We start from the raw sequence: 21299 nt of genomic DNA, 5'->3' as shown, positions 1-21299 counted from the left end.
TATGGACGCTTGGAAAACCATTGAAAATCCGCCGCTGATCGTCAACCAGCTCAGCATGCGTTATCAGTATAAACCGGTGTTGACGGATGTCAGCTTCGCCATTCCGGAAGGCCAGAACATCGCCATCGTCGGGCCGAACGGAGCGGGCAAGTCCACTTTGCTGAAAGGCATTATGGGCTTGGAGCCCTTGATGAGCGGACAAGTGCGTTTTTTCGGGCAGCCGTTGAAGCAGAAGCAGTTGTCGGTGGCCTATGTGCCGCAGCGCGAGGAGTCGGATTGGGATTTTCCGATTAATGTCATGGATGTGGTGTTGATGGGGCGGCACGGCCACTTGAAGTTCTGGCAGCGTCCATCGCGCGACGACGTGATGATTGCCGAGCAGGCGTTGGCGCGGGTCAGCATGTTGGATTTCAAAGATCGTCAAATCAGTCAATTGTCCGGCGGTCAGCAGCAGCGGGTGTTTCTGGCGCGCGCCTTGGCGCAAAAAGCCAGCCTGTACCTGATGGACGAACCTTTTGCCGGGGTGGATGTCACCACCGAAAAAGCGATTATTGAATTGTTCCACGAACTGAAATCCCAGAACAAAACCATTGTTTGCGTGCATCACGACTTGAATACCGTGGGTGATTATTTCGATTGGGTGTTGCTGGTGAATGCACGTTTGGTGGCGGCCGGCCCGGTGCAAGACGTGATGACGCCGGAAAACCTCAATAAAACCTACGGTGGCCGCCTGTCGCTGTTGAGCGAAATGACCGAAAAGCTTTATCGTTCCAATCTGGATAAGGTGCACGATGACGAGTGATTTTGTCGCTTATTCGCCGGATTACTGGGCGCTGTTTCTGGAGTTCTGGCGGTTCGAAGACGCCAACGCCGTTTGGGTAATGGTTGGCTCGATTTTGCTGGGCATCAGTGCGTCGGTGATTGGCGGATTTGCCTTTTTACGCAAGCGCTCCTTGATGGGCGATGCCTTGGCACATGCCGCTTTGCCCGGCGTGATGACGGCCTTTATTCTGTTTCATGCCCATACACCGTTGTTGATGTTTTTCGGTGCTCTGATCAGCAGTTTTCTCGGTTTATTTCTGATGGATTGGATTCCCAAGCACACTAAAATCAAACCGGATGCGGCCATGGCGATTACCTTGTCGTTTTTCTTCGCACTGGGCTTGATGGAGTTGTCATACATTCAAGGCATGGAAGTGGCGGGCAAGTCAGGCCTGGACAAAATTCTGTTTGGGCAGGCGGCGGCAATGCTGCCGAGTGATATTTATCTGTTGTCGGCGGTGGCGTTGGTGGTGTTGCTGACCGTGGCGGTTTTCTTCCAAAAATTCCGTTTGATTGCCTTTAACCGAACCTATGCCCAATCGTTGGGGTTGAACATCGCGTTTTACGAGCTGGTGTTGGCGTTGCTGATTGTGATGTCGGTGGTCATCGGTTTGCAGATTGTCGGAGTGGTGTTGATGGCGGCGGTCTTGCTGACGCCGGTGGCGGCGGCCCGTTTTTGGGGGCACAGTCTGTCGGTGATGTTGCTGACCGCCGGGTTTATCGGCGGACTCAGCGGGCTGTTCAGTGCCAATATTTCCTATATGGCTCCGGCGATGCCGACCGGGCCTTGGATGGTGGTGGTCTTGTCGTTGGTGTTTGCGGTGTCATTTCTGTTCGCCCCGCAACGCGGTCTGATTTCCAGTGTGTTGAAGCAGCGTCGGCTGCGCCGCCAGGTGTGTGACGAAAATGTGCTGCGTACCTTGTATGTATTGAATGAGCGTCATCCCGCCAATAGCCATCATGCCCAAAACGCTTTGGCGCTGGACTTACCGTTTGCTGAAGAAGATATTTTGGCGTTGCGCACCATGCCGTTGGCGGAATTGAAAGAGACCCTGGCGAGAATGAAAAAACTGGGGTGGTTGACCGCGACGGATACGGTGCGGGCCGTGGCCCTTTCACCGGAGGGTGTGGAACGGGCCGTGGCGTTGACACGTCGTCATCGCCTGTGGGAAAACTATTTGACTGAGCAGTTGGACTTGACGCCGGATCGGGTGCATTCTCAGGCCGAGCAGATCGAACATTTATTGACGGACGAGGAGACGCGGGCTTTGGAGCGGGAGTTACAAAGCGATCAGAAAGGTTCATTGAAAGACCCGCATGGACGACGGATCCCGGCGGTGCAGGTTGCGTCGGAGCAGAAAGGGGCTGAATCATGATGGGGGATATTTGGATTCTGGCCACGGCGAGTCTGGTGGCGGTCAGTTGTTCGATGGTGGGCGTTTTTCTGGTATTGCGCCGCATGAGTTTGTTGGGGGATGCCATCAGTCATTCGGTCTTGCTGGGTATCGTATTGGCGTATTTGGCCGTTGGCAGCCGCTCGGTGGTGGCGATGATGATTGGTGCGACGGTCATCGGATTGTTGACGGCTTGGCTGTCCAACACCTTGCATCGGGTCAGTAAGTTACAGACCGATGCCAGCATCGGCATTATCTTCACTTGGTTTTTTGCCGTCGGGGTGATTTTGATTTCGGTGTACGCCGGTCAGGTGGATTTGGATCAAGAATGTGTGCTTTACGGCGAAATCGCTTTTGTACCGTTTGATACGGTTGTTTGGGGAGAGTCCGATATTGGGCCGCGCGCTTTTTGGTTGATTCTGGGGGTGTTCCTGTTGAATCTGTTGATGGTGTTGATTGGTTTTGAACGTTTTAAGCTGGTGGCGTTCCATCCGGCGCTGGCGGTATCCCTAGGTGTGAATGTGGTGTTCTGGCATTATCTGTTGATGACGATGGTGTCGTTGACGACAGTGGCGTCTTTCGACGCGGTGGGGGCGATTCTGGTGGTGGCCTTGTTGGTGATTCCGGCCAGTGCGGCTTATTTGTTGGCCAAGTCCTTAAAAGGCATGCTGTGGCTGGCGGCCGGCTATGCACAGCTTTCCGTGCTGGCAGGCTATGCGGTGGCCGTCTGGTTGGACAGTTCGATTGCGGCGTCGATTGCGGTGATGGCCGGACTGTTGTTGATGACGACGGTGTTGGTTTTGCAAGTTTTGAAAACACGTCGTCAAGGCCGTTTGGTCCGCGCCTGACCTCGGATATGAAAAAGCCTGCTCGTTAGCAGGCCTGGCGATTTTCAGTAGTCGTCCTGGTTTCCGGTTTGGAACCGGGTTTGGCTTTAAATGCCGGTAAAGACCAGTGACAATACGTTGTTGGTGTAACCGTCACCGTTCTTGTATTCCCGGTAACCTTCCGACATCTTGTATCCCATAATGTATTTGCACTCGCCAATGTCCCAGCGCAAAGAACCGGAATCGCCGTTGGCACTGTGTTTGACCTTGTCTGGCAGGGTGATTTGCGTGCCGACCGGGTAAGTGTCCGTGGTGCTGGCAATGATTTCGCCGTCCGGGGTGGTGAACAGACAGAAGGTCGATTCGTCGACGGTCTTGTTGATGTATTTCGGCTTGGTGTCTTCCAGCATGGCGAGGAATTCCGGCTCACTGTCGAACACCAGTGCGATGCCGCCGACGTTTTTATGCTCGCTGTGCCAGTGTTTGACGGCGGCGTGGTAAATGTAGGTGTAACGGCCATTGTAGAGTTCGGTTTTATGGAAGTCGGAGACTACATAGGCTTGGGTGTCCTGAATGCCCAGGCAGGCGGAAGTGTCTTGCGGCTGAGGTAAAATCGTGCCGATAAGATGGGCTTCCGCCGGATTGGAAACGGCGAGAATCTTGCCTTTGCGGTCATACAGCATAATGTTGGTGTAGACGGTGTAAAGCTGGTTGATGTACTGGAGGATGTCGGTCAACGTCTCGGTTTCTTCTTCCTCGATCGGAGTCTGGTCTTGGTGATCCGTCAAAACCTTTCGGAAGGTGCTGTTCAGTGCCCACCAGCGGCAGTCGTTGGCCCGCTCATACAGGTTTCGGTCCATGATTTCGATGGCCAGGGTGGCGCTGAATTTGACCTTGTTCTGAATGGTTTCCACCAAAACGGTGTGAATATGGTGAATGAAGTCGCTGAAAATGGCTTGGATGTCACGGCTGATGTCCTGGAAACTGTCGAGTACCGGCAAAAAGGATTTCACGTCTTTTTTCAGCGAGGTGATTTTGCCGTTGAGAATCACGATCAGTAGCAAGGTGCTGACTTTCAAGTTGGTCTCATCGAGATCTCGGAGGTAAATCGGCGATTCTTCATTGATGGTCACGCCCAGGTCTTCGGTGGTTTTGCTGCTGGCAAAGGCGACGGAATGCGCCGCGTGAGTGTAGCAGAACCATGGTAGTCCCTTGAAGCCTTGGTAGCCGTGGGTTTGAGTGATGTAATTCAAGCCTTTGTCATCGCCTTTGGGAGTGCGCATCTGTTCCGGGACCGGAAATTTTTTGTCCAGCGGATGAATGACCGGGTTGTTGGTGGCGATGACACTGCCCTGGTCGTCCAGAATCATGATTTCATAGCCTTCTTCCGCACTGCTCAGTTTGGGGAAGATGGATTCCATTTCTTCGTCGAACTCAAAGCTCAAGCACAGGACACCGACGGTTTGGCTTTCCCCGCTCACCGTCGCTTCGATGCGTTTGGCGTAAATCAAACTTTTCGGTTTGTTTGGAAATAAATCCGAATGACGATACACCTCGGTATAGGGTTCGTTGGTGGTCAAGGCTTCCTGGATAATCGGATCGCGACTCATGGTGACCGGGTTGTTTGGATTGAGCTTGGCGCGAACTTGACCGCGGGTGTCCAGTAAGAGAATGTCGTCGTAGACGCTGTATTTAGCAACGTACTCTTCAATCCGGCGGTGGATAAAATCGGCGTCGTTTTCAGTGGTTTCCGGGTTGGCGAGGAAGTCGACCAGATCGTCGTCGGTGGCGAGAAAGCCTACGTCAGCGGTTCGTTCGAACAGATTTCGAATCAAGATGTCGATCGTGGCCTGGGATTTCAGTACGATTTCGCTGTTGGCTTGGTTCAGGTAACGGCTGACCAGGGCCTCAATCATCATGTTGCGCAGGCTTTGGAATTCTTTTTGGGTGTCGACAATCGATTCCAGCAGCTGCGGGTCGATGTTTTCATTGTTTATTTTTCCGACCATGGCCACGGTCGTCCACCAGAGATCCTGGTGTTCCAGTTCGCCCAGATAGCGCTTTACTTCCGGCAGATACTGAGTGTATTGCTTAAGTTCTTGCATGAGTTACGTTCCATAATTTTTAAATCTATTCGTTCAGATCGAATCGGGTTGCCAACCGTTTGTTATGTGTTTGAAGTGGTTGGTCAATATATAATTATTTACTGAAGTTTAAGCAGTAATAATGCCATGTTATGGTTTTGTTTTTAAAACAAGCGTTAGGTACGATTTTGAACGGTTTTTCAGAAGGTTATGTTACGGAAGTGGAGCACTTTTTCAGGTGAGAATTGATTTGTTTTGGTGCGTGAAAGCTTCGTTAAATTACTTAACTTAACCTTTCTTTGAGTATGGTTTTAGAGGCGTTGGATTTTTTCGACGATGGAAAGGCGTTTGAGTTTGCGCATGACGTCCGCCAAGTGCTTGCGGGTGTGTACGCGAATGACGATATTCATCAAACTATAGGTTTCATCCTTGTCTTCGGAGCGCACGCGGTCGATGTCGGTCTTCATTTCCGCGATGTTGCTGGCAATCGTCGCCAGCGCCCCACGACGGTTGTGGACTTCAAGCTGCAATTCCACGTCAAAGGTCTGGGTGATGTTTTCTTCCCAGTTCACATCCAGCCATTTTTCAGGATGGTTTTTGAAGTGTTTGACGTTTTTGCATTCCTGACGGTGAATCACCAGCCCTTTTTCCGCACTGATGAAGCCGATGATTTCATCGCCGGGAATCGGATGACAGCAACCGGCGTAATTCACGGCCATGCCTTCGGTGCCGGTAATGACCAAGGGTTGCATGGATTGGTCAGGTTCCGGATGGCGTAACACCGAGTCTTCTTTTCCGAGTACCACGTCGTGAATTTGTTTGGCAACCAGTTTGGCAAGGCGTTTGCCAAGCCCGATTTCTTCCAATAAGTGGTCCCAGCTTTCCAGTTTCAGTTCAATGACGATGCCTTCGCGGATGGCATCGGTCAAGCCGTTATAGGACATATTGAAGTTACGCAGGCCTTTTTCCAGTAAGCGTTGCCCCAGTGCTTGGGCCGATTCGGATTGTTGGTTTTTCAAAAAAGCACGAATTTGCGAACGTGCTTTCGCCGTGGTGACAAAATGCAGCCAGGACGGGTTCGGCTGCAGCTCCTTGCTGCGGATGATTTCTACGGTTTGACCGCTTTCCAGATGGGTGCGTAATGGAATCAGTTTTTTGTCCACACGGCAGCCAACGGTGGCGTGACCGATATTGGTGTGAACCGCGTAGGCGAAATCCACGGCGGTCGCGCCGGCTGGGAGTGTGATGATGTCGCCTTTTGGGGTAAAGACGTAAATGACATTCGGGAACAGGTCGATTTTGACGTTTTCCAAAAAGTCCAGAGAGTTCCCGGCCCCTTGCTGGATTTCCAGCAGGTTCTTAACCCATTCCTGAGCGCGTACTTCCACGGCGGAAAGCGGGCGTTCGCCGTGGGTTTCATGTTCGTCGTCCAGGCTCTGTTTATACACCCAATGGGCGGCAATGCCATGCTCGGATACTTCATGCATCTCATTGGTGCGGATCTGGATTTCAATGTAGGCGCCGAAGGGACCGAATAACACCGTGTGCAATGATTGGTAGCCATTGGCTTTGGGGATGGCAATGTAATCCTTGAAGCGGCCTGGAAAGGGTTTGTAAAGCGAGTGTACGGAACCAAGTACTCGATAGCATTCGTCGGCGCTGTTGACCACGACCCGGAAGGCGAAAATATCGAGAATTTCGTCAAAACTCAGCTGCTTATACTTCATTTTTTTGTAGAGGCTGTATAAGTGCTTTTCCCGGCCGATGACGTGGGCGGGAATATTGTCTTCCTGCAGTCGTTGCGTAATGGCTTCGTTGATTTGTTCGACGATTTCCGCGCGATTTCCGCGGGCTTTTTTCACGGCGTTTTCCAGCACGGCGAAGCGGAAAGGGTGCATGGCTTTGAAACCCAAGTCTTCAAGCTCGATTCGAATGGCGTTGATGCCTAAGCGAGCGGCGATAGGGGCATAGATTTCCAAGGTTTCGCGGGCGATGCGGCGTTGTTTGTCCGGGCGCATGACGCCGAGCGTGCGCATATTATGGAGACGGTCGGCCAGTTTGATGAGGATGACCCGAATGTCACGGGCCATCGCCAGTACCATTTTGCGGAAGTTTTCCGCTTGTGCTTCCTGGGGGTTGTCGAATTCGAGTTTCCCGAGTTTGGTGACGCCGTCGACGATTTCCGCGACGTTTTCGCCGAAACGATCAATAATGTCTTGTTTGGTGAAGGGGGTGTCTTCAATGACGTCGTGCAGGATGGCGGCAATCAAGCTTTCGTGATCCAGCTGGATTTCCGCAAGGATTTCGGCGACCGCCACTGGGTGCCAGATATAATCGCCACCCGATTTACGGGTTTGCCCTTGGTGGGCTTCCGCCCCAAATTCAAATGCGGCTCGGAGTTGTTTCAGGTGTTTTTTTTTGAGATAGACCGATGCTTTCTCAATTAAGCCGTCAAGTGAAGTTGGGGTGGGCATAAATAATAAAGGGGCTCCTGTGGATTAACCGAAGTATGGCGGTGTATCTGGGTCGGACATAACCACGTCTTTATTGATGGTGTTTTCCGCCAATTCGCGCAGGGCCATGACCGTTGGCTTGTCTTTGTCCCAATCCAAAGTCGGCTCGGCGCCGTTGGACAATTGACGCGCACGTTTGGCGCCTAAAATGACCAGTTCAAAACGGTTTTCAACTTGATCTAAACAATCTTCTACAGTAACGCGTGCCATGAGCGGTATTCTTCCTTAAAATTCAGTAAATTATTATTTTACCGAATAACCTCGGTGACTTTCAATAAGTATTAAGAATAAGAGGGATTATTTGTCCCGATTGGCGGGGCGAAGGTGGGCTAAATAGTCGTCGAGAATGTGACTTTTTTGTTGAATGACGTCAAAAGCGGCTTGGCCCATTGTCTGGCGTTTGTCGGCGTCGTCTAATAGTGGCGGCAGAGCCTGGTATAGATCATCCAGTTGGGTCAATTGAATTAAGCCGTTGTAATCGAGAAGTTCTTGCGTCTCCTCTTCAAAATCCGACATGTCAGGCCCGGTCAAAATACAGGCTTTCACTGACGCCGGTTCCAGTACATTGTGTCCGCCTTTGGGGGCGAAGCCTCCGCCCATAATCACCAGTTTGGCATGTTGATAGAGCGGCATCAGGGCACCAATTTTGTCGTAAAGGTAAAACCGGGTGTTTGTCGTGATGGGTTCGTTTAAACTCAGTACTGCGAGTTGTGACCGGTTTGCGGTCAGTGCTTTTAAAATGTGGTTGCGGCGCTTCGGGTGTCTGGGAACGATGACCAGCAGTTCCGGGCGTTGTAATGTTTGCCAGAGTTGGACCAATGCTTCTTCTTCTCCGGCATGCGTGGAAGCGGCGAGCACATAGTCCGAATGTGCGCTTGACGCTTTTTTAATGGGATTGGGGTAGTCTGTTTGCGATGTTAATCCGGCGTACTTCAAGTTGCCGAGAACATGGAGTTTGTCGGCGTCGGCACCCAGTGAGCGAAAGCGTTCCGCTTCTGAAGTATTACGGGCATAAATATTTTGGACATAGCCGAGCGTTTCACGATAGAGGCGTTTCAGCCAAGCCGGACTATTGAGGGTTTTGACCGATAGGCGAGCATTAACCAGTTGGATGGGAATGCCTGCCTGGTGAGTCAGGCGGTATAGGTTGGGCCAGATTTCGGTTTCCACCACCCAGAGGGCGTGCGGTCGTTGTTTGTTTAAAAATCGGCGGATGGCGTAAGGATAGTCCAGTGGAAGATAATGATGTCGTACGGTTTGATGGAACAGGTTTTCGACCAATTGTGCGCCAGTGGGGGTATTGGTGGTGACGAGCAGGTTTTCGTCTGGCTGTAAGCGCCAAATCAGCGCTTCCGCCGCTTTGACTTCGCCGACCGATGCGCAATGAATCCAAAGGCTGCCCGGTTCCGAGGAGCGAGGTGATGAGAGGCCCAGCCGCTGTGCAAAATAACGCCAGCCACCGTGACGTTTGGTGGCTTCCAGGACCGTAATCAGGAAAACCAGCGGGCTGAGCAGGCGAATCAGAAGTTGGTACAGCATCTTGGAATCATCTTTGGGTGCAACAACGGGCTTTAATGGCCGGCGTTGAGCAGAGCTTCCATGATTTCGATATCGCCGGGCAAGTCCACTTCTGGTGAATCCCATTGGCTTTCTACCACTTTGATTTTATGACCGAATTCGAGCGCGCGTAATTGCTCCAGCTTTTCGATGTCCTCCAAACGTCCCATCGGTAAGGTGTTGAAGGTATCGACAAACCGTTTGGTGTAAGCGTAAACGCCCAGGTGTTTGAAAGAGTCGTGGTCCCAGTAGTCGCGACCATGCGGGATGGTGGCGCGTGAAAAATACAGTGCAAACCCATTGACGTCGGTGACGAGTTTGACGTCTTTCGGGCTGGTGATTTCGGCCTCGTTGACAATTTTGAAAGACAAAGTACTCATTTCGAAGGAGCCGTCGTAGTCCGCGGCTTTGAACGGCGCGATGACCGCTTCAATCGACCCTTGGTTGACCAGCGGTTGGTCGCCCTGCACATTGACAATCAAGTCGTCATCGCTTAACCCGATCTCTTTGGCGGCTTGGGCGATACGGTCCGTGCCCGATTCGGCCTCTGGTGGCGTCATGACAACTTGGCCGCCAAACCCTTCCACAACCGTTTTGATGCGTTCATCATCGGTGGCGACGTATACGGCTTCGATGCCGCGCGCTTTCGAAATACGCTCGAAAACGTGTTGAATCATGGGTTGGCCGTTAATGAGTTTTAATGGCTTGCCGGGTAGACGAGACGAGCCGTAACGGGCCGGAATAAAAACATAGGTTTTCATAGAGAATTCGTGTCCTTGAATCGGCCCGCTCGCATGGAGTCGGGCCTGTTAGGCGACAGGTTTTACATTTTCAGGTAAAGGGAACGTAACAATTCCGGTGTGACTTTTTCTTTCCAGTTCGGGCCGTAGACATTGTCCCAAAGCGGTGCCAAGCCGGATGCGACCTGAATCATCTTGTCCATTTGTTCGTCGGAAAGGTCCTGACAAATGCCGGTCGGCAAGTTGATGTTGTGTTTTTCCATCATTTGGCGGAAGATTTTCACGCCTTCCGGGTAGAAGTCGTCCAATACGTTGAAGACGATGCAGTTACCGATTCCGTGATGGTAGCCCAATACATACGCCAAACCGTAAGACAGGGCGTGACAGGCGCCTACCTGGCTGTAAGCAATGGATTGGCCGCCCATGTAGGAAGCCATCATCAATTTTTCGTCGGCTTCCGGGTGGTCCTTCAAGAACACTTCGTCGCACAGGTCGGATGATTTTTCACCGAAAGCACGGGCAAATTCGTTGATGTAAGTGCCGTTCAAAGCTTCGACATTGTGGATGTAGCAATCCATACCGGTGTAGAACCATTGGTCTTTTGGTACGCCGGCGACCAGGTCCGGATCCATGATGATCTGGTCGAAAACCGTGTAATCGGAGTTCATGCCCAGTTTTTTGTCAGGCCCGGTCAAAACCGTGGTGCGAGACGCTTCGGCACCGGTACCGGAAATGGTTGGGATACCGATGTGGTGAATGGCCGGGTTTTGGATCAAATCCCAACCTTGGTATTTCACGGCACCGCCCGGGTTTGTCAGCAGCAGAGCCACGGCTTTAGCGATGTCCATGGAGGAACCGCCGCCGATCCCAACGACGCTGACCGGGTCTTTACCGTTGCCGAATGCCTGAACTTGTTCGGTCAGTGCATCGACATAAGTGGTTTTCGGTTCGTCGGTGACGTCCAGCCAGATTACCAGGTCATGCGATTGATTCGGGATACGGTCTTTAAGAGGTTTGTCTTTGTGAACTTCGTCCACCAAAAAAACCACATAGTCGTCGGCATTTTGGCGTTCTTCCATCAAAACGTCATCCAGTTGATCGAAGGAGCCGCGTCCGAAAATCATTCTGGGCACGGTTTTAAAGTTGCGATGTTTCATTGGGTTATTCCTGTTGATAATTCGTGTTTAAACGTTTATTTAAAGACTTTGGCAAAGGCATCAATGCGCATCTGGATGTCTTCATCCGACCAAGACAGGTTGATCAGCATGGAAAGTGTCCGGCTCATGATGTCGTCCGATTTTGGCGTCGAGACTTGGGTGTAGTCGGGACGGTCAGCGATTAGTTCAATCGGCAGTTTGGCTGGGCCCGTCATGTTTTGGATGTGGTCCCAGTTCTTGAAGTAATGCCAGTTGTTGGCATACCAATAGAACACGCCCGGTACGCCGGCTTCGCCCAAGGCTTTAACCACTTCGCGGGTACGTGTTTCCGATGGCAGGATGATGCTTAAGAATCCTGCGTTATCACCGGCTTCATCCGGGATCACCCGGAAAGCGACTTCGTCGTATTGCGACAAAGCGTTTTTTAAAGCTTGTTTGTTTTTGCGCTGGATGTCAAGAATGCGATCCAGCTTTTTCCATTGCGCCACACCGATGGCGGCATTCATCTCGGAGATGCGGTAGTTGGTCCCCATGATCGGGTGGCTTTCCGCACCGCGGTCTGCCCCGATGTGGTCGTGCCCATGATCCGAGTATTGGTGCGCATGGGTGTAAATGGTGTCGTCATTTGTCAGGATGGCGCCGCCTTCGCCGCAGGAAATGGTTTTGACCGAGTCAAAGGACAAGGCGCCGACTTGGCCGATGGTGCCCAGGGCTTGACCTTTATAGGTGCCGCCGGTCGCTTGGCAGGCGTCTTCCAGCAGAACCAGGTCGTGTTTATCGCAGATGGCTTTGATTTCGTCCATGTGGCCCATGGAGCCGCACATGTGGACGAAGTTCACGGCTTTGGTTTTCGGCGTGATGACTGCTTCGATGCCTTCCGGCGACAAGGTCAGGGTTTCGTCGATTTCCGCAAACACCGGAATGGCGCCCGCCAGTACAATGGCTTCCACTGAGGCGACGAAGGTGAACGGCGGTACGATGACTTCATCACCGGCTCCGATGCCGGCGGAAGCCAGTGCGGTTGACAAGGCATTGGTGCCGCTGGACACCAAGTGAGCGTGTTTGACTTTCAAAGTGTCGCAAATCAAGCCTTCCAGTTCACGGGCTTTCCAGACATCGTTACGCATGCCGTCGAAGTTGTAACGAAAGGTGAATCCTTTCTCCATGACTTCGTTAATCTGTTGTTTTTCGGCATCATCAAAAAGTTCAAAACCGGGCATCGTTCGGGTCCTTTGGTTAGTTTTGTTGGGTCAATTCGTTAATCATATTGGCGTGTTCCGCATATTGTCGCTTCAGACGCTGGCGGGTGGCCATGAAAATACTGTGCAATTCGTTGAGGGCGATATCAAAATTGTTGTTGATCACCAGATAGTCGAATTCGTCGAAATGCTGCATTTCGCTGACGGCATCATCCATTCGGCGCTGGATAACTTCCTGGCTGTCGGTTCCGCGGCCGGTCAAACGACGTTCCAGTTCTTTCAAGCTGGGCGGCAAGATGAAAATGCTGATGGCGTCCGGAATCAATTTTCGCACTTGTTGAGCGCCTTGCCAATCGATTTCCAGAATCACATCTTTCTCCGCCGCCAAGGTCGACTCGACCGCGCTTCTGGACGTGCCGTAATAATTGTCGAACACTTTGGCATGTTCCAGGAAATCGCCGTCGTCGATTTTTTGTTGGAAGGCTTCGGTCGTCAGAAAGTGGTAATTGACGCCATCTTCTTCGCCGGGACGAATCGGCCGGGTCGTGCTGGAAATGGACGCTTGGATGCGGCTGTCTCGTTCAATCAGCTTGGTTACCAGTGACGTTTTACCGGCACCGGACGGTGCGGAGATAATAAAAAGCGTGCCAGCCATAAGAGTTTGATTCCTTAGCGTCTCGTCTGTTGCAATCGTTCTGAAAAGGATGCTGGACGGATAAGGCGCTTGATTCGGTAAGCGTATTGGCAGCATCGCTTATTTTAGACACGACATTTTAACAGAGTTTACCTAAATTTGTTGCGATTAGGCTACAATAAGAAATATGCAAAATAAAAGTATTTTTTTAGTGGGTCCGATGGGTGCGGGCAAGTCGACGGTCGGCCGTTTTCTGGCGGAAAAGCTCCGCTATGAATTCGTCGACAGCGACCATGAAATCGAAGCAAAAACCGGCGCCACCATTCCGATGATTTTTGATATCGAAGGCGAGTCCGGTTTTCGGGCGCGTGAGGCCGGCGTGATTGACGAGTTGACGCAGCGGCCGGAAATCGTGTTGGCGACCGGTGGCGGCGCGGTGCTGATGGCGGAAAACCGCAAGTGTCTTCGGACACGCGGGTTCGTGGTGTATTTGAAATCGTCGGTGGAAGCCTTGGTGCAGCGAACGCGTCACGACCGTAACCGTCCGTTATTGCAAACCGAAGACCCGAAGGCGGTGTTGCGTCAAGTCATCGAGGAGCGTGGCCCCTTGTACGAAGAAGTGGCCGATTTGGTGATTGAAACCGAACAGGTGTCGGTGCATCGCGTGGTGAAACAGATTGTTGACCGCCTTCAGCAACAGCAAGTGATTTAAGGATGAGCAATTGAAAACTCTTACAGTCGATTTAGGGGATCGCAGTTACCCTATTTTCATCGGTCAAGGCCTGATTGACCAGCCGGAATTGATTCAACCCTATGTGACCGGCACGCAGGTGCTGATTGTCTCCAATACCACGGTGGCGCCGTTGTATTTGGAGCGGGTCAAACAAACCTTTTCCGATTACGATGTGCAAACGGTGGTGTTACCGGACGGCGAGCAGTATAAAAACCTGGAGATTTTGAACCGCATTTTCGACGTTGCCATTGAACATCATTTCGACCGAAAGTGTACCTTTGTCGCCTTGGGCGGCGGGGTCATTGGGGATATGACCGGGTTTGCCGCGGCGGCCTATCAGCGCGGGGTGAATTTCATTCAAATGCCGACGACATTGTTGTCTCAGGTGGACTCTTCGGTCGGCGGTAAAACCGGGGTGAACCACCCACAAGGCAAAAACATGATCGGCGCGTTTCATCAGCCCGAGTGTGTGGTCATCGACACCGATACCTTGAACACCTTGGAAGACCGTGAATTGTCCGCCGGCTTGGCGGAAGTCATCAAGTACGGTCTGATTGTCGATTATCCGTTCTTTGAGTGGTTGGAGCAAAATCTACCAGGCCTGCTGGATCGCAAAGCCGATGTTTTGGCGGAAGCCATCGAACGTTCCTGTCAGAATAAAGCGGACATTGTCGCCAAGGATGAAAAAGAGGCCGGATTGCGGGCGCTGTTTAATTTGGGGCACACGTTCGGCCACGCCATTGAGGCCGGAATGGGCTATGGCGTTTGGCTGCACGGCGAAGGCGTGAGTGCCGGGATGATGCAGGCGATTTACCTGTCCAAGTTGATGGGCGATTTGACCCAGGCCGATCAGGATCGCGCCGCGGCGATTTTAAGTGCCGCGCGTTTGCCGGTGTTGCCGCCGTCCACCGATGACATGCCCAATGAACGCTTTCTGGCATTGATGGCCGGGGATAAAAAAGTCCAGGCCGGCAAGATTCGTTTGGTGTTGCTGAAAGCCATTGGGCAAGCGTATGTCACCGGCGATTATTCGCCGGCGCTTTTGGAAAGAACTCTGACCGAGTACCGTTGAGTCAATCAGACCTTTCCTAACCGTCCTTAAGGAGTGACCATGCAGAGTGTCGAAGCATTGCAACAAACGTTTTCCGTGGAAGGCGTACGCTTTTACCGCCAAGACGGTTTGGTGATGGTGGAAGTGAGGAATGCGGCTGCAAACGCTTTATTGACGACTCACGGCGCCAGTGTGCTGAGCTTCACGCCCTTGTCGGAAGCAACCTCCCAGCAAGATTGGCTTTGGGTGTCGGAGTCCGCGGTTTACAGTGGCGAAAAGCCGGTCCGTGGCGGTATTCCAGTTTGCTGGCCGTGGTTCGGGCAGGCCGATAAACCGGGGTTGCCGGCCCACGGGTTCGTGCGTAACCAAGTCTGGGAGCTGGCATCGGTTTCCGCCGTGTCGCCGACACAAACCAAGCTGGTGCTGACCTCAGCGTCGTCGCCCGACACTTTGGCATTATGGCCGCACGCTTTTGAACTGCAATTGACGGTCACCATCGGGGAGTCTCTGGCATTGTCTTTGACGACGCATAATTTGAGCGATCAACCGGTCGATATTACCGAAGCGCTGCATACTTATTTTTCGGTGTCGAATGCGCCGGAGGTTGTGGTTGACGGGCTACAGGGCAGTGAGTGTTTTGACAAGCTCACTTACGCCGAAAGCTATTTCCAAACCGCACCGCTTAAAATTCAGCCGCCGATTGACTCGGTCTTCATCGATCAGACGGAGCCGGTAATTATTCGGGATCCGGGTTATAACCGCTGCATACGCATTGAAAAAGAATCGGCCGTATCGTCGGTGGTGTGGAATCCGGGGCCGGAAATCATCAAAGGTTTTGCCGACATGAATGACCAGGCCTGGCCGAAAATGCTGTGTGTCGAAGCCGGTAATGTGCTGCAGAATGCCGTGACCGTGGCTCCCGGTTCCGAACACACCTTGCGCATGATGTTGACGGAACAGGCGTATTCGGCCGAGTCGAGTTAAGTGGTTGATAGTGAATCGATTGATAACGGACGGAAATAAAAACGGCGCTGAAAAGCGCCGTTTTAGTTTGTGGGGTTGCGGTGAAATCTCAGCCGAAGACCATATTGGAACGCAATTTTTTCATTGCCTGTTGTTCGATTTGGCGAATACGCTCCATGGACACGCCGTATTTTTCCGACAATTCTTTTAGGCCGGTTTTGCTTTCGCTTAACCAGCGTTGTTGCAGAATGTCGCGGCTACGTTCATCCAGGCTCAGCAACGCTTGTTTCATCTGGTTCAGCTCATAATCCGCTTGGGATTCGTTTACCAGTTGCGTTTCCGGATCCAGTTCCGGGCTGACCAGTACCGGATAATTCTTTGCCGGTGACTCGTCATCGTCGGACGGCAAATCAACGGACATGTCCTGCCCATACAGACGGGTTTCCATTTCCAGTACGTCTTTACGGGTCACGCCGAGTTCTTCTGCCACGGCGTCGGCGTCTTTATCACCGAACCATTCCAACGATTTTTTCGTGCTACGCAGTTTAAAGAACAGTTTGCGCTGTGCTTTGGTGGTGGCGGTTTTGACGATACGCCAGTTACGAATCACGTATTCATTGATTTCGGCGCGTACCCAATGCACGGCAAAGGTCATTAAGCGGACATTCTCAGCCGGATTAAAGCGTTTCACCGCTTTCATCAAGCCAATGTTGCCTTCTTGAATAATGTCACCCAGCGGCAAGCCGTACCCTTTGTACGAACGGGCAATCGGCACCACATAGCGTAGAGAGGACAGAATCAGCTGGCGAGCCGCTTCCAGGTCCTGCTGATAATACAATTGTTCCGCGAGCGTTCTTTCTTCCTCAGCCGACAATTGCGGTATGGTCTGAACGGTTCTCAAATAGCTTTCAAGGTTCTGGCCAGGAGTAAGATTATTCGCGAACGGAATCAGTTGATTTGTCATGCGCTTTCTCCTTGTGTATTCGGTTTAATCATTAATGTCATCATACTACACTTTTTTTAGCAGTCAAGTCAAGAGAGTGCTAATGTTTTTTGACAAAAAATGACCAAAATATTAAAAGATTAATATTCTTTAAAAACATAAACTTGTTTTTAACTATTAAAGTTATGTGTTGGGTGTGTATGGGCTGTTGGAGGCTGCCGTGCTTGGCGAGTGCTAAAGGGACATTAAAGTCGGTTTGGAAGGGTTAAAACGGCCGAATAAGACTTCGGCCGATGGGTGAAACTGGGGTTAGTCGTCCATCGCGACTTGACCGGATTGTTGCATCATTTCCAGCCAGGCATCACGGACTTCAGTCAGAATTTCAATGGCACTGTCCAAATAAAAGGTGTCTTTTTCAAAAACCGCTTCTTGGATTGATTTGTCCGCATAGCGGTAAAGTTCATCCAGATCGAACGCCAACGGGCTGTTTTGTGTCAAGCTTAAACGGTCACGCAGGGCGTCCAGAATGGTGGTCATGCGGCCCAGGTGGAACCCTTTTTCAACCAGAGCATTGCTTTGGTGGCAGACTTTGGCCAGGTTGCCTTTATCGACCACGCCTTGCAACAGCAATAGGATGGTTTTGCTCGGGTTGTCCGCCAAGTGGGATTCCGCATTTGGGTTTTTGTTGTATTCCTGAAGAATCGGGGCTTTTACTTCGGTCGCCATATTGTGGTTGGTTGTCATGGTTCAACTCCTGTGTGCAAATGAAAGTCACATCCGCCCTTATTCATATTGTGTTGCTGAGCGATGCGTTGTCGTGTTGGGAATTGTTCAGCAGAGAGCGTGCCACAAAAGTTATTTTTAACTTAACCGGTTGAATATTAACGTTATTTCGTTTTTTAAAAACGGCCAGGCCTGGCAATTTTTGTGGAAAAAAGTGGGGGTGAAAAGCGATTGCCAAAAAAATGGCAGGTTTTAGTTTAGGGTTCTGTCGGGACTAAAATGGAAGGCCGTGAACCGCCAAGGTTCACAGCGAGATTGAGATAACTGTTTGGTGGCTGGGGAGGGGGCGTTAAAAATCTACCTGCACCGCCGCGGCGGCCCGTTTGGCTTTTTCGATGGCGTCTTCAATGGTTTCGGCGCGTGCCAGGGCAACCCCCATGCGGCGGCGTCCGGCGATTTCCGGTTTGCCGAACAGGCGCAGTTGAGTGTCCGGTTCCGCCAGCGCGTTTTCCAGACCGGAAAAGCGGGTTTGGGTGGATTGCCCGGTCGGCAAAATCACGCTGGAAGCCGATGGTCCGTGCTGAGCGATATTGGGAATCGGCAGGCCGAGAATGGCGCGCACGTGCAAGGCAAACTCGGAAACGTCTTGTGAAATCAATGTCACCAAGCCGGTATCGTGCGGGCGCGGAGAGACTTCACTGAAAATGACCTCATCGCCTTTGATGAACAGCTCCACGCCGAACAAGCCGAGTCCCCCTAATGCATCGGTGATTTGAGTGGCAATGTCTTCGGCTTTGGCGATGGCGGTGTCTGACATCGGGTGCGGTTGCCAGGACTGGCGATAATCGCCATCTTCTTGGTGGTGGCCAATCGGCGCACAGAATGCAGTGCCATTTTTATGACGGATGGTCAGTAGCGTGATTTCATAATCGAAGTCGACAAAGCCTTCAACGATGACTTTGCCTTTTCCGGCACGGCCGCCTTCTTGGGCGTATTGCCAGGCGGATTCGATGTCATTGGCGGTTTTGATGACGCTCTGACCCTTACCGGAGGAACTCATAATCGGCTTCACCACGCACGGCATGCCGATGTGTTCCACGGCGGCAAAAAAGTCCGCTTCGTTATCGGCAAACGCGTAAGGGCTGGTCGGCAAGGAAAGCGTTTCCGCGGCCAGGCGGCGGATGCCTTCGCGGTTCATGGTCAACTGGGTGGCTTTGGCCGTGGGGACGACATTGTAGCCTTCCGCTTCCAACTCCGCCAAGGTGTCGGTGGCGATGGCTTCGATTTCCGGCACGATGTAATCCGGTTTTTCCGTTTCGATGATGGCGCGTAAAGCATCGCCATCCAGCATGCTCAGGGTGTAGCTGCGGTCCGCCACCTGCATGGCAGGGGCATTTTCATAGCGGTCCAAGGCGATGACTTCCAGGCCGAGACGCTGGGCTTCAATGGCCACTTCTTTGCCCAATTCGCCGGATCCGCAGAGCAAAATTTTAGTGGCGGTCGGTGAAAATGGTGTCCCAATCTGTAACATGGCATCCCCTTTGCTTATGAGAAGTTAACGAGAAAATAGCATTATATATCGGCCGCTAAAGCTGAAAGTTGAGAGCCAATTATAGAAGATTTCATGTTCCGCTAAAAACAAAATCTGTCAAAAGAACCGGGTTGATTATGCGGAGACAAGGGAAAGAGATTATGACTCAGTTAGCACACAATTTGACTCAGGAACCACGACTGGAGCAGTTGAAAACCGAACGCCGCAGTAAAAAAGCGCCGGGTGAGCCGGAACTGTGGGGGACGGAATCAACCGACGATAAAGCCAATTTTCATCGGCTGTTGGGTGAATTGCAGTCTCGCTTTTCCGATTCGGTGGATGTGGCTTATTTGATTGAATCGGAAGTGAATCAGCGCACGGCGGACTTGTACCGTAAAGCGAATTACGATTCCTTGACGCATTTGCCGAATCGCGGCTATTTTCATGACATTCTCGATAAGCTGGTTCAGGGCGCGACGGAAAAGGACACCATTTTTTCATTGCTGTTTTTGGATCTGGACGGCTTTAAGCAGGTCAATGATACGCTTGGTCACCACATTGGTGACGAGCTGCTGCGTTACGTCAGCGGCCGTTTGGTGTCGTCGGTGCGCGACGGCGATATTGTCAGTCGCTTAGGCGGTGACGAATTCGTGATTTTATTGTCGGATGTGTCGTCCCGTGAGGACATCGAAGTTATTTGTAACCGCATCGTGACCGAAATTTCTCGCCCTTATTGGTTTGATGGCGTGGAAGTGCTGACGTCCACCAGCATCGGGGTGTCGCAATTCCCGCAGGATTCCAAACTGTCTTCCGAATTGATTGAACAGGCCGACGAAGCTTTATACGTGGCGAAATCGAAAGGCAAAAAAACCTTCCGTTTTTACGACGACGTGAAATTCGAAGTGCCGGTGAAGTCGCATGAGTTGCAACAGGCTTTCGAAGACGCGATTCAAGCATCGCAGTTTCAGACGTATGTCGAACCGCAGATTGACTTAAAACAAAGCCGTATTGTCGGCGGTTACATTTCATTGGAATGGGTCAAAGCGGATGGCAGTCGTCAGCCTTTTGAAGATTGGCAGGTGTTGCTGAAAAACAGTGGTTATGAAGAGACGCTGGGTTTGTGGCTGTTGGACACGGCCTGTTTTTACCTGAGACAGTGGTCGCAATGTGATGCGGAACTGGTGGTGACAGTGCCGGTGTTGGATGCGTTATGGCAAAAAGACGACTTTTTGACATTGTTGCTGCAACGTCTGGTGCAATATGGCATTACCGCCAATCAACTGCAATTGGCATTCGCCATGGACAAATTCGATCAGTTTGATGGTCAGTTGGTCGAGAAGCTGAAAGAGTTGTCCGAAGCCGGTTTTCAGATGACCTTGACCGGATTGGGCGCAACGCCGCTGAATTTGCCGGTGCTGTCCGGATTGAACGTGCAGGAATTCAAATTCGACCAGGCCTGGCTGAAAACGCAAATGGCTTCGGCCGCCGGTCGAAAATGGATTCAAGCGTTGATTCAGATGGGGCAGGGCTTGGATGCCTGCATGATTGCCACCGGGTTGGATGAGGAGTCTGAAGCCGTGGCCCTGAAACAATGGGGGTGCTCATTGGGGCAAGGGCCTTATTGGACGCAACCCATCGATGCGCAATCCTTCGAGCAGCTTCTTACCTAAAACGTCGTTTTTCTTAACGATGAAGGCCGCCTGAAGCGTTCGCCGTTTAAGCGGCGGATTGCGTTTTCATTTCCTTTAACATTTCCAAAATCAAACGGGCCGAATGAGTCGCCGCCTGATCGAGATACTGTTCGAATGTCACCGCGTTTTCCTTGCCGGCAATGTCCGACAGTGAGCGGATAATGACAAACGGCACGTCAAAAGCATGGCAGGTTTGCGCCACGGCGGCGGCTTCCATTTCACAGGCAATCATTTCCGGAAAGTGACCGCGGGTGGTCTCCACATCGTCCGGCAAGTGCATAAAACGGTCACCGGTGGCAATCAAACCATGCATATGGCTGACTTCCTGTAACGCTTCAATACTGTTTTTGGCGATTTCCACCAGGCCTGGGTCGGCGGTGTAGTTTTCCGGGTGGCCCGGAACTTGGCCGCGGGCATAGCCGAAAGGCGTGACGTCCACATCGTGATGGCAGACGGCCGCGCTGATGACAATATCGCCCACCTCCAAGTCCGCATGAAAGCCGCCCGCCGAACCGGTGTTGATGACGTAATCCGGTTCGTACAACTTAATCAGCAAGGCGGTGCCGATGGCGGCGTTGACTTTGCCGATGCCGGAACGTAGCAACACCACGTCCAGTCCGTCAATTTGACCGAGATAATATTCAAACCCACCGTGGACTTCGGTGGTCAGGTTTTGAATCTGGTTGCGCAGCAACGCCACCTCTTCTTCCATGGCTCCGATAATGGCGACTTTCATG

The 21299-nt window shown here is 51.9% G+C and carries 19 protein-coding genes; 7 read left to right on the top strand and 12 right to left on the bottom strand.

Annotated elements, in window-relative coordinates; genetic code table 11:
• The first annotated feature begins 1 nt into the window (after position 1).
• The 3 genes from EPV75_RS11800 to EPV75_RS11790 are packed head-to-tail and all read left to right on the top strand — an operon-like array spanning position 2 to position 3064.
• Positions 2 to 802: a metal ABC transporter ATP-binding protein gene (locus EPV75_RS11800; RefSeq protein WP_128385525.1), complete on the top strand. Its 801-nt coding sequence runs from the start codon at positions 2 to 4 to the stop codon at positions 800 to 802.
• A complete protein-coding gene (locus EPV75_RS11795; protein WP_128385524.1) occupies positions 792 to 2198 on the top strand; it encodes a metal ABC transporter permease in 1407 nt (468 codons plus the stop codon). The genes EPV75_RS11800 and EPV75_RS11795 overlap by 11 nt, the downstream gene beginning before the upstream one ends.
• Positions 2195 to 3064 carry a metal ABC transporter permease gene (locus EPV75_RS11790; RefSeq protein WP_128385523.1) on the top strand — a complete coding sequence of 290 codons (870 nt, stop codon included), beginning with the start codon at positions 2195 to 2197 and terminating at the stop codon, positions 3062 to 3064. Before EPV75_RS11795 ends, EPV75_RS11790 begins: the two co-directional genes overlap by 4 nt.
• Positions 3065 to 3150: 86 nt before the next feature.
• On the opposite strand, the gene EPV75_RS11785 is transcribed toward EPV75_RS11790, so the two are convergent.
• The 8 genes from EPV75_RS11785 to gmk form a co-directional block, all read right to left on the bottom strand.
• Positions 3151 to 5148, bottom strand: a complete 1998-nt coding sequence (locus EPV75_RS11785) for a cache domain-containing protein (RefSeq protein WP_128385522.1) — start codon at positions 5146 to 5148, stop codon at positions 3151 to 3153.
• Between the two features lie 290 nt (positions 5149 to 5438).
• Entirely contained in the window at positions 5439 to 7601 is a 2163-nt protein-coding gene (locus EPV75_RS11780) for a RelA/SpoT family protein (protein WP_127119081.1), read from the bottom strand.
• A 24-nt stretch (positions 7602 to 7625) separates the two neighbouring features.
• Entirely contained in the window at positions 7626 to 7850 is a 225-nt protein-coding gene (gene rpoZ, locus EPV75_RS11775; protein ID WP_029939131.1) for a DNA-directed RNA polymerase subunit omega, read from the bottom strand.
• Between the two features lie 87 nt (positions 7851 to 7937).
• Complete coding sequence (locus EPV75_RS11770; protein ID WP_128385521.1) at positions 7938 to 9179, bottom strand: 3-deoxy-D-manno-octulosonic acid transferase; 1242 nt, start codon at positions 9177 to 9179, stop codon at positions 7938 to 7940.
• Positions 9180 to 9211: 32 nt separating this feature from the next.
• Entirely contained in the window at positions 9212 to 9958 is a 747-nt protein-coding gene (gene kdsB, locus EPV75_RS11765) for a 3-deoxy-manno-octulosonate cytidylyltransferase (RefSeq protein WP_128385520.1), read from the bottom strand.
• Between the two features lie 62 nt (positions 9959 to 10020).
• Positions 10021 to 11094 carry an iron-containing alcohol dehydrogenase family protein gene (locus tag EPV75_RS11760; RefSeq protein ID WP_029939128.1) on the bottom strand — a complete coding sequence of 358 codons (1074 nt, stop codon included), beginning with the start codon at positions 11092 to 11094 and terminating at the stop codon, positions 10021 to 10023.
• Between the two features lie 35 nt (positions 11095 to 11129).
• Positions 11130 to 12314: a DegT/DnrJ/EryC1/StrS family aminotransferase gene (locus tag EPV75_RS11755; protein ID WP_029939127.1), complete on the bottom strand. Its 1185-nt coding sequence runs from the start codon at positions 12312 to 12314 to the stop codon at positions 11130 to 11132.
• Positions 12315 to 12330: 16 nt separating this feature from the next.
• A complete protein-coding gene (gmk, locus tag EPV75_RS11750) occupies positions 12331 to 12948 on the bottom strand; it encodes a guanylate kinase (protein ID WP_128385519.1) in 618 nt (205 codons plus the stop codon).
• Between the two features lie 166 nt (positions 12949 to 13114).
• On the opposite strand from gmk, the gene aroK reads away from it, so the two are divergent.
• The 3 genes from aroK to EPV75_RS11735 are packed head-to-tail and all read left to right on the top strand — an operon-like array spanning position 13115 to position 15695.
• Positions 13115 to 13639: a shikimate kinase AroK gene (aroK, locus tag EPV75_RS11745; protein ID WP_029939125.1), complete on the top strand. Its 525-nt coding sequence runs from the start codon at positions 13115 to 13117 to the stop codon at positions 13637 to 13639.
• A gap of 10 nt (positions 13640 to 13649) precedes the next feature.
• The gene (gene aroB, locus EPV75_RS11740; RefSeq protein WP_128385518.1) at positions 13650 to 14732 is read left to right on the top strand and encodes a 3-dehydroquinate synthase; all 1083 of its coding nucleotides are present in this window, start codon (positions 13650 to 13652) and stop codon (positions 14730 to 14732) included.
• Between the two features lie 39 nt (positions 14733 to 14771).
• Positions 14772 to 15695 carry a D-hexose-6-phosphate mutarotase gene (locus tag EPV75_RS11735; protein ID WP_128385517.1) on the top strand — a complete coding sequence of 308 codons (924 nt, stop codon included), beginning with the start codon at positions 14772 to 14774 and terminating at the stop codon, positions 15693 to 15695.
• Between the two features lie 88 nt (positions 15696 to 15783).
• On the opposite strand, the gene rpoH is transcribed toward EPV75_RS11735, so the two are convergent.
• From rpoH to purT, 3 genes are all read right to left on the bottom strand, one after another.
• Positions 15784 to 16638, bottom strand: a complete 855-nt coding sequence (gene rpoH / locus EPV75_RS11730; protein WP_128385516.1) for an RNA polymerase sigma factor RpoH — start codon at positions 16636 to 16638, stop codon at positions 15784 to 15786.
• Positions 16639 to 16926: 288 nt separating this feature from the next.
• Positions 16927 to 17361 carry a flagellar export chaperone FliS gene (locus tag EPV75_RS11725; protein ID WP_029939121.1) on the bottom strand — a complete coding sequence of 145 codons (435 nt, stop codon included), beginning with the start codon at positions 17359 to 17361 and terminating at the stop codon, positions 16927 to 16929.
• 328 nt (positions 17362 to 17689) lie between these two features.
• Positions 17690 to 18871: a formate-dependent phosphoribosylglycinamide formyltransferase gene (gene purT / locus EPV75_RS11720; RefSeq protein WP_128385515.1), complete on the bottom strand. Its 1182-nt coding sequence runs from the start codon at positions 18869 to 18871 to the stop codon at positions 17690 to 17692.
• Between the two features lie 161 nt (positions 18872 to 19032).
• Here purT and EPV75_RS11715 point away from each other — a divergent pair, with 161 nt between their 5' ends.
• Positions 19033 to 20541: a putative bifunctional diguanylate cyclase/phosphodiesterase gene (locus EPV75_RS11715; protein WP_164730714.1), complete on the top strand. Its 1509-nt coding sequence runs from the start codon at positions 19033 to 19035 to the stop codon at positions 20539 to 20541.
• A 46-nt stretch (positions 20542 to 20587) separates the two neighbouring features.
• Here EPV75_RS11715 and mtnN read toward each other — a convergent pair whose 3' ends face one another.
• A complete protein-coding gene (gene mtnN / locus EPV75_RS11710; RefSeq protein WP_128385513.1) occupies positions 20588 to 21298 on the bottom strand; it encodes a 5'-methylthioadenosine/S-adenosylhomocysteine nucleosidase in 711 nt (236 codons plus the stop codon).
• Between the last annotated feature and the right edge of the window lies 1 nt (position 21299).

It is taken from the genome of Hydrogenovibrio thermophilus, from assembly GCF_004028275.1.
GTDB lineage: Bacteria > Pseudomonadota > Gammaproteobacteria > Thiomicrospirales > Thiomicrospiraceae > Hydrogenovibrio > Hydrogenovibrio thermophilus.
The sequence above is the reverse complement of the archived record's forward strand: the minus strand, read 5'-3'. Positions and strand labels throughout refer to the sequence as shown.

Excerpts from the sequence above, each read along its gene's own strand:
- EPV75_RS11735 (WP_128385517.1), top strand. The coding sequence starts at position 14,772 with ATGCAGAGTGTCGAAGCATTGCAACAAACGTTTTCCGTGGAAGGCGTA.
- purT (WP_128385515.1), bottom strand. The coding sequence starts at position 18,871 with ATGTTACAGATTGGGACACCATTTTCACCGACCGCCACTAAAATTTTG.
- EPV75_RS11725 (WP_029939121.1), bottom strand. The coding sequence starts at position 17,361 with ATGACAACCAACCACAATATGGCGACCGAAGTAAAAGCCCCGATTCTT.
- EPV75_RS11755 (WP_029939127.1), bottom strand. The coding sequence starts at position 12,314 with ATGCCCGGTTTTGAACTTTTTGATGATGCCGAAAAACAACAGATTAAC.
- mtnN (WP_128385513.1), bottom strand. The coding sequence starts at position 21,298 with ATGAAAGTCGCCATTATCGGAGCCATGGAAGAAGAGGTGGCGTTGCTG.
- EPV75_RS11790 (WP_128385523.1), top strand. The coding sequence starts at position 2,195 with ATGATGGGGGATATTTGGATTCTGGCCACGGCGAGTCTGGTGGCGGTC.
- EPV75_RS11760 (WP_029939128.1), bottom strand. The coding sequence starts at position 11,094 with ATGAAACATCGCAACTTTAAAACCGTGCCCAGAATGATTTTCGGACGC.
- aroK (WP_029939125.1), top strand. The coding sequence starts at position 13,115 with ATGCAAAATAAAAGTATTTTTTTAGTGGGTCCGATGGGTGCGGGCAAG.
- EPV75_RS11780 (WP_127119081.1), bottom strand. The coding sequence starts at position 7,601 with ATGCCCACCCCAACTTCACTTGACGGCTTAATTGAGAAAGCATCGGTC.
- rpoZ (WP_029939131.1), bottom strand. The coding sequence starts at position 7,850 with ATGGCACGCGTTACTGTAGAAGATTGTTTAGATCAAGTTGAAAACCGT.
- EPV75_RS11795 (WP_128385524.1), top strand. The coding sequence starts at position 792 with ATGACGAGTGATTTTGTCGCTTATTCGCCGGATTACTGGGCGCTGTTT.
- EPV75_RS11715 (WP_164730714.1), top strand. The coding sequence starts at position 19,033 with ATGACTCAGTTAGCACACAATTTGACTCAGGAACCACGACTGGAGCAG.
- EPV75_RS11785 (WP_128385522.1), bottom strand. The coding sequence starts at position 5,148 with ATGCAAGAACTTAAGCAATACACTCAGTATCTGCCGGAAGTAAAGCGC.
- kdsB (WP_128385520.1), bottom strand. The coding sequence starts at position 9,958 with ATGAAAACCTATGTTTTTATTCCGGCCCGTTACGGCTCGTCTCGTCTA.
- gmk (WP_128385519.1), bottom strand. The coding sequence starts at position 12,948 with ATGGCTGGCACGCTTTTTATTATCTCCGCACCGTCCGGTGCCGGTAAA.
- EPV75_RS11770 (WP_128385521.1), bottom strand. The coding sequence starts at position 9,179 with ATGCTGTACCAACTTCTGATTCGCCTGCTCAGCCCGCTGGTTTTCCTG.
- EPV75_RS11800 (WP_128385525.1), top strand. The coding sequence starts at position 2 with ATGGACGCTTGGAAAACCATTGAAAATCCGCCGCTGATCGTCAACCAG.
- rpoH (WP_128385516.1), bottom strand. The coding sequence starts at position 16,638 with ATGACAAATCAACTGATTCCGTTCGCGAATAATCTTACTCCTGGCCAG.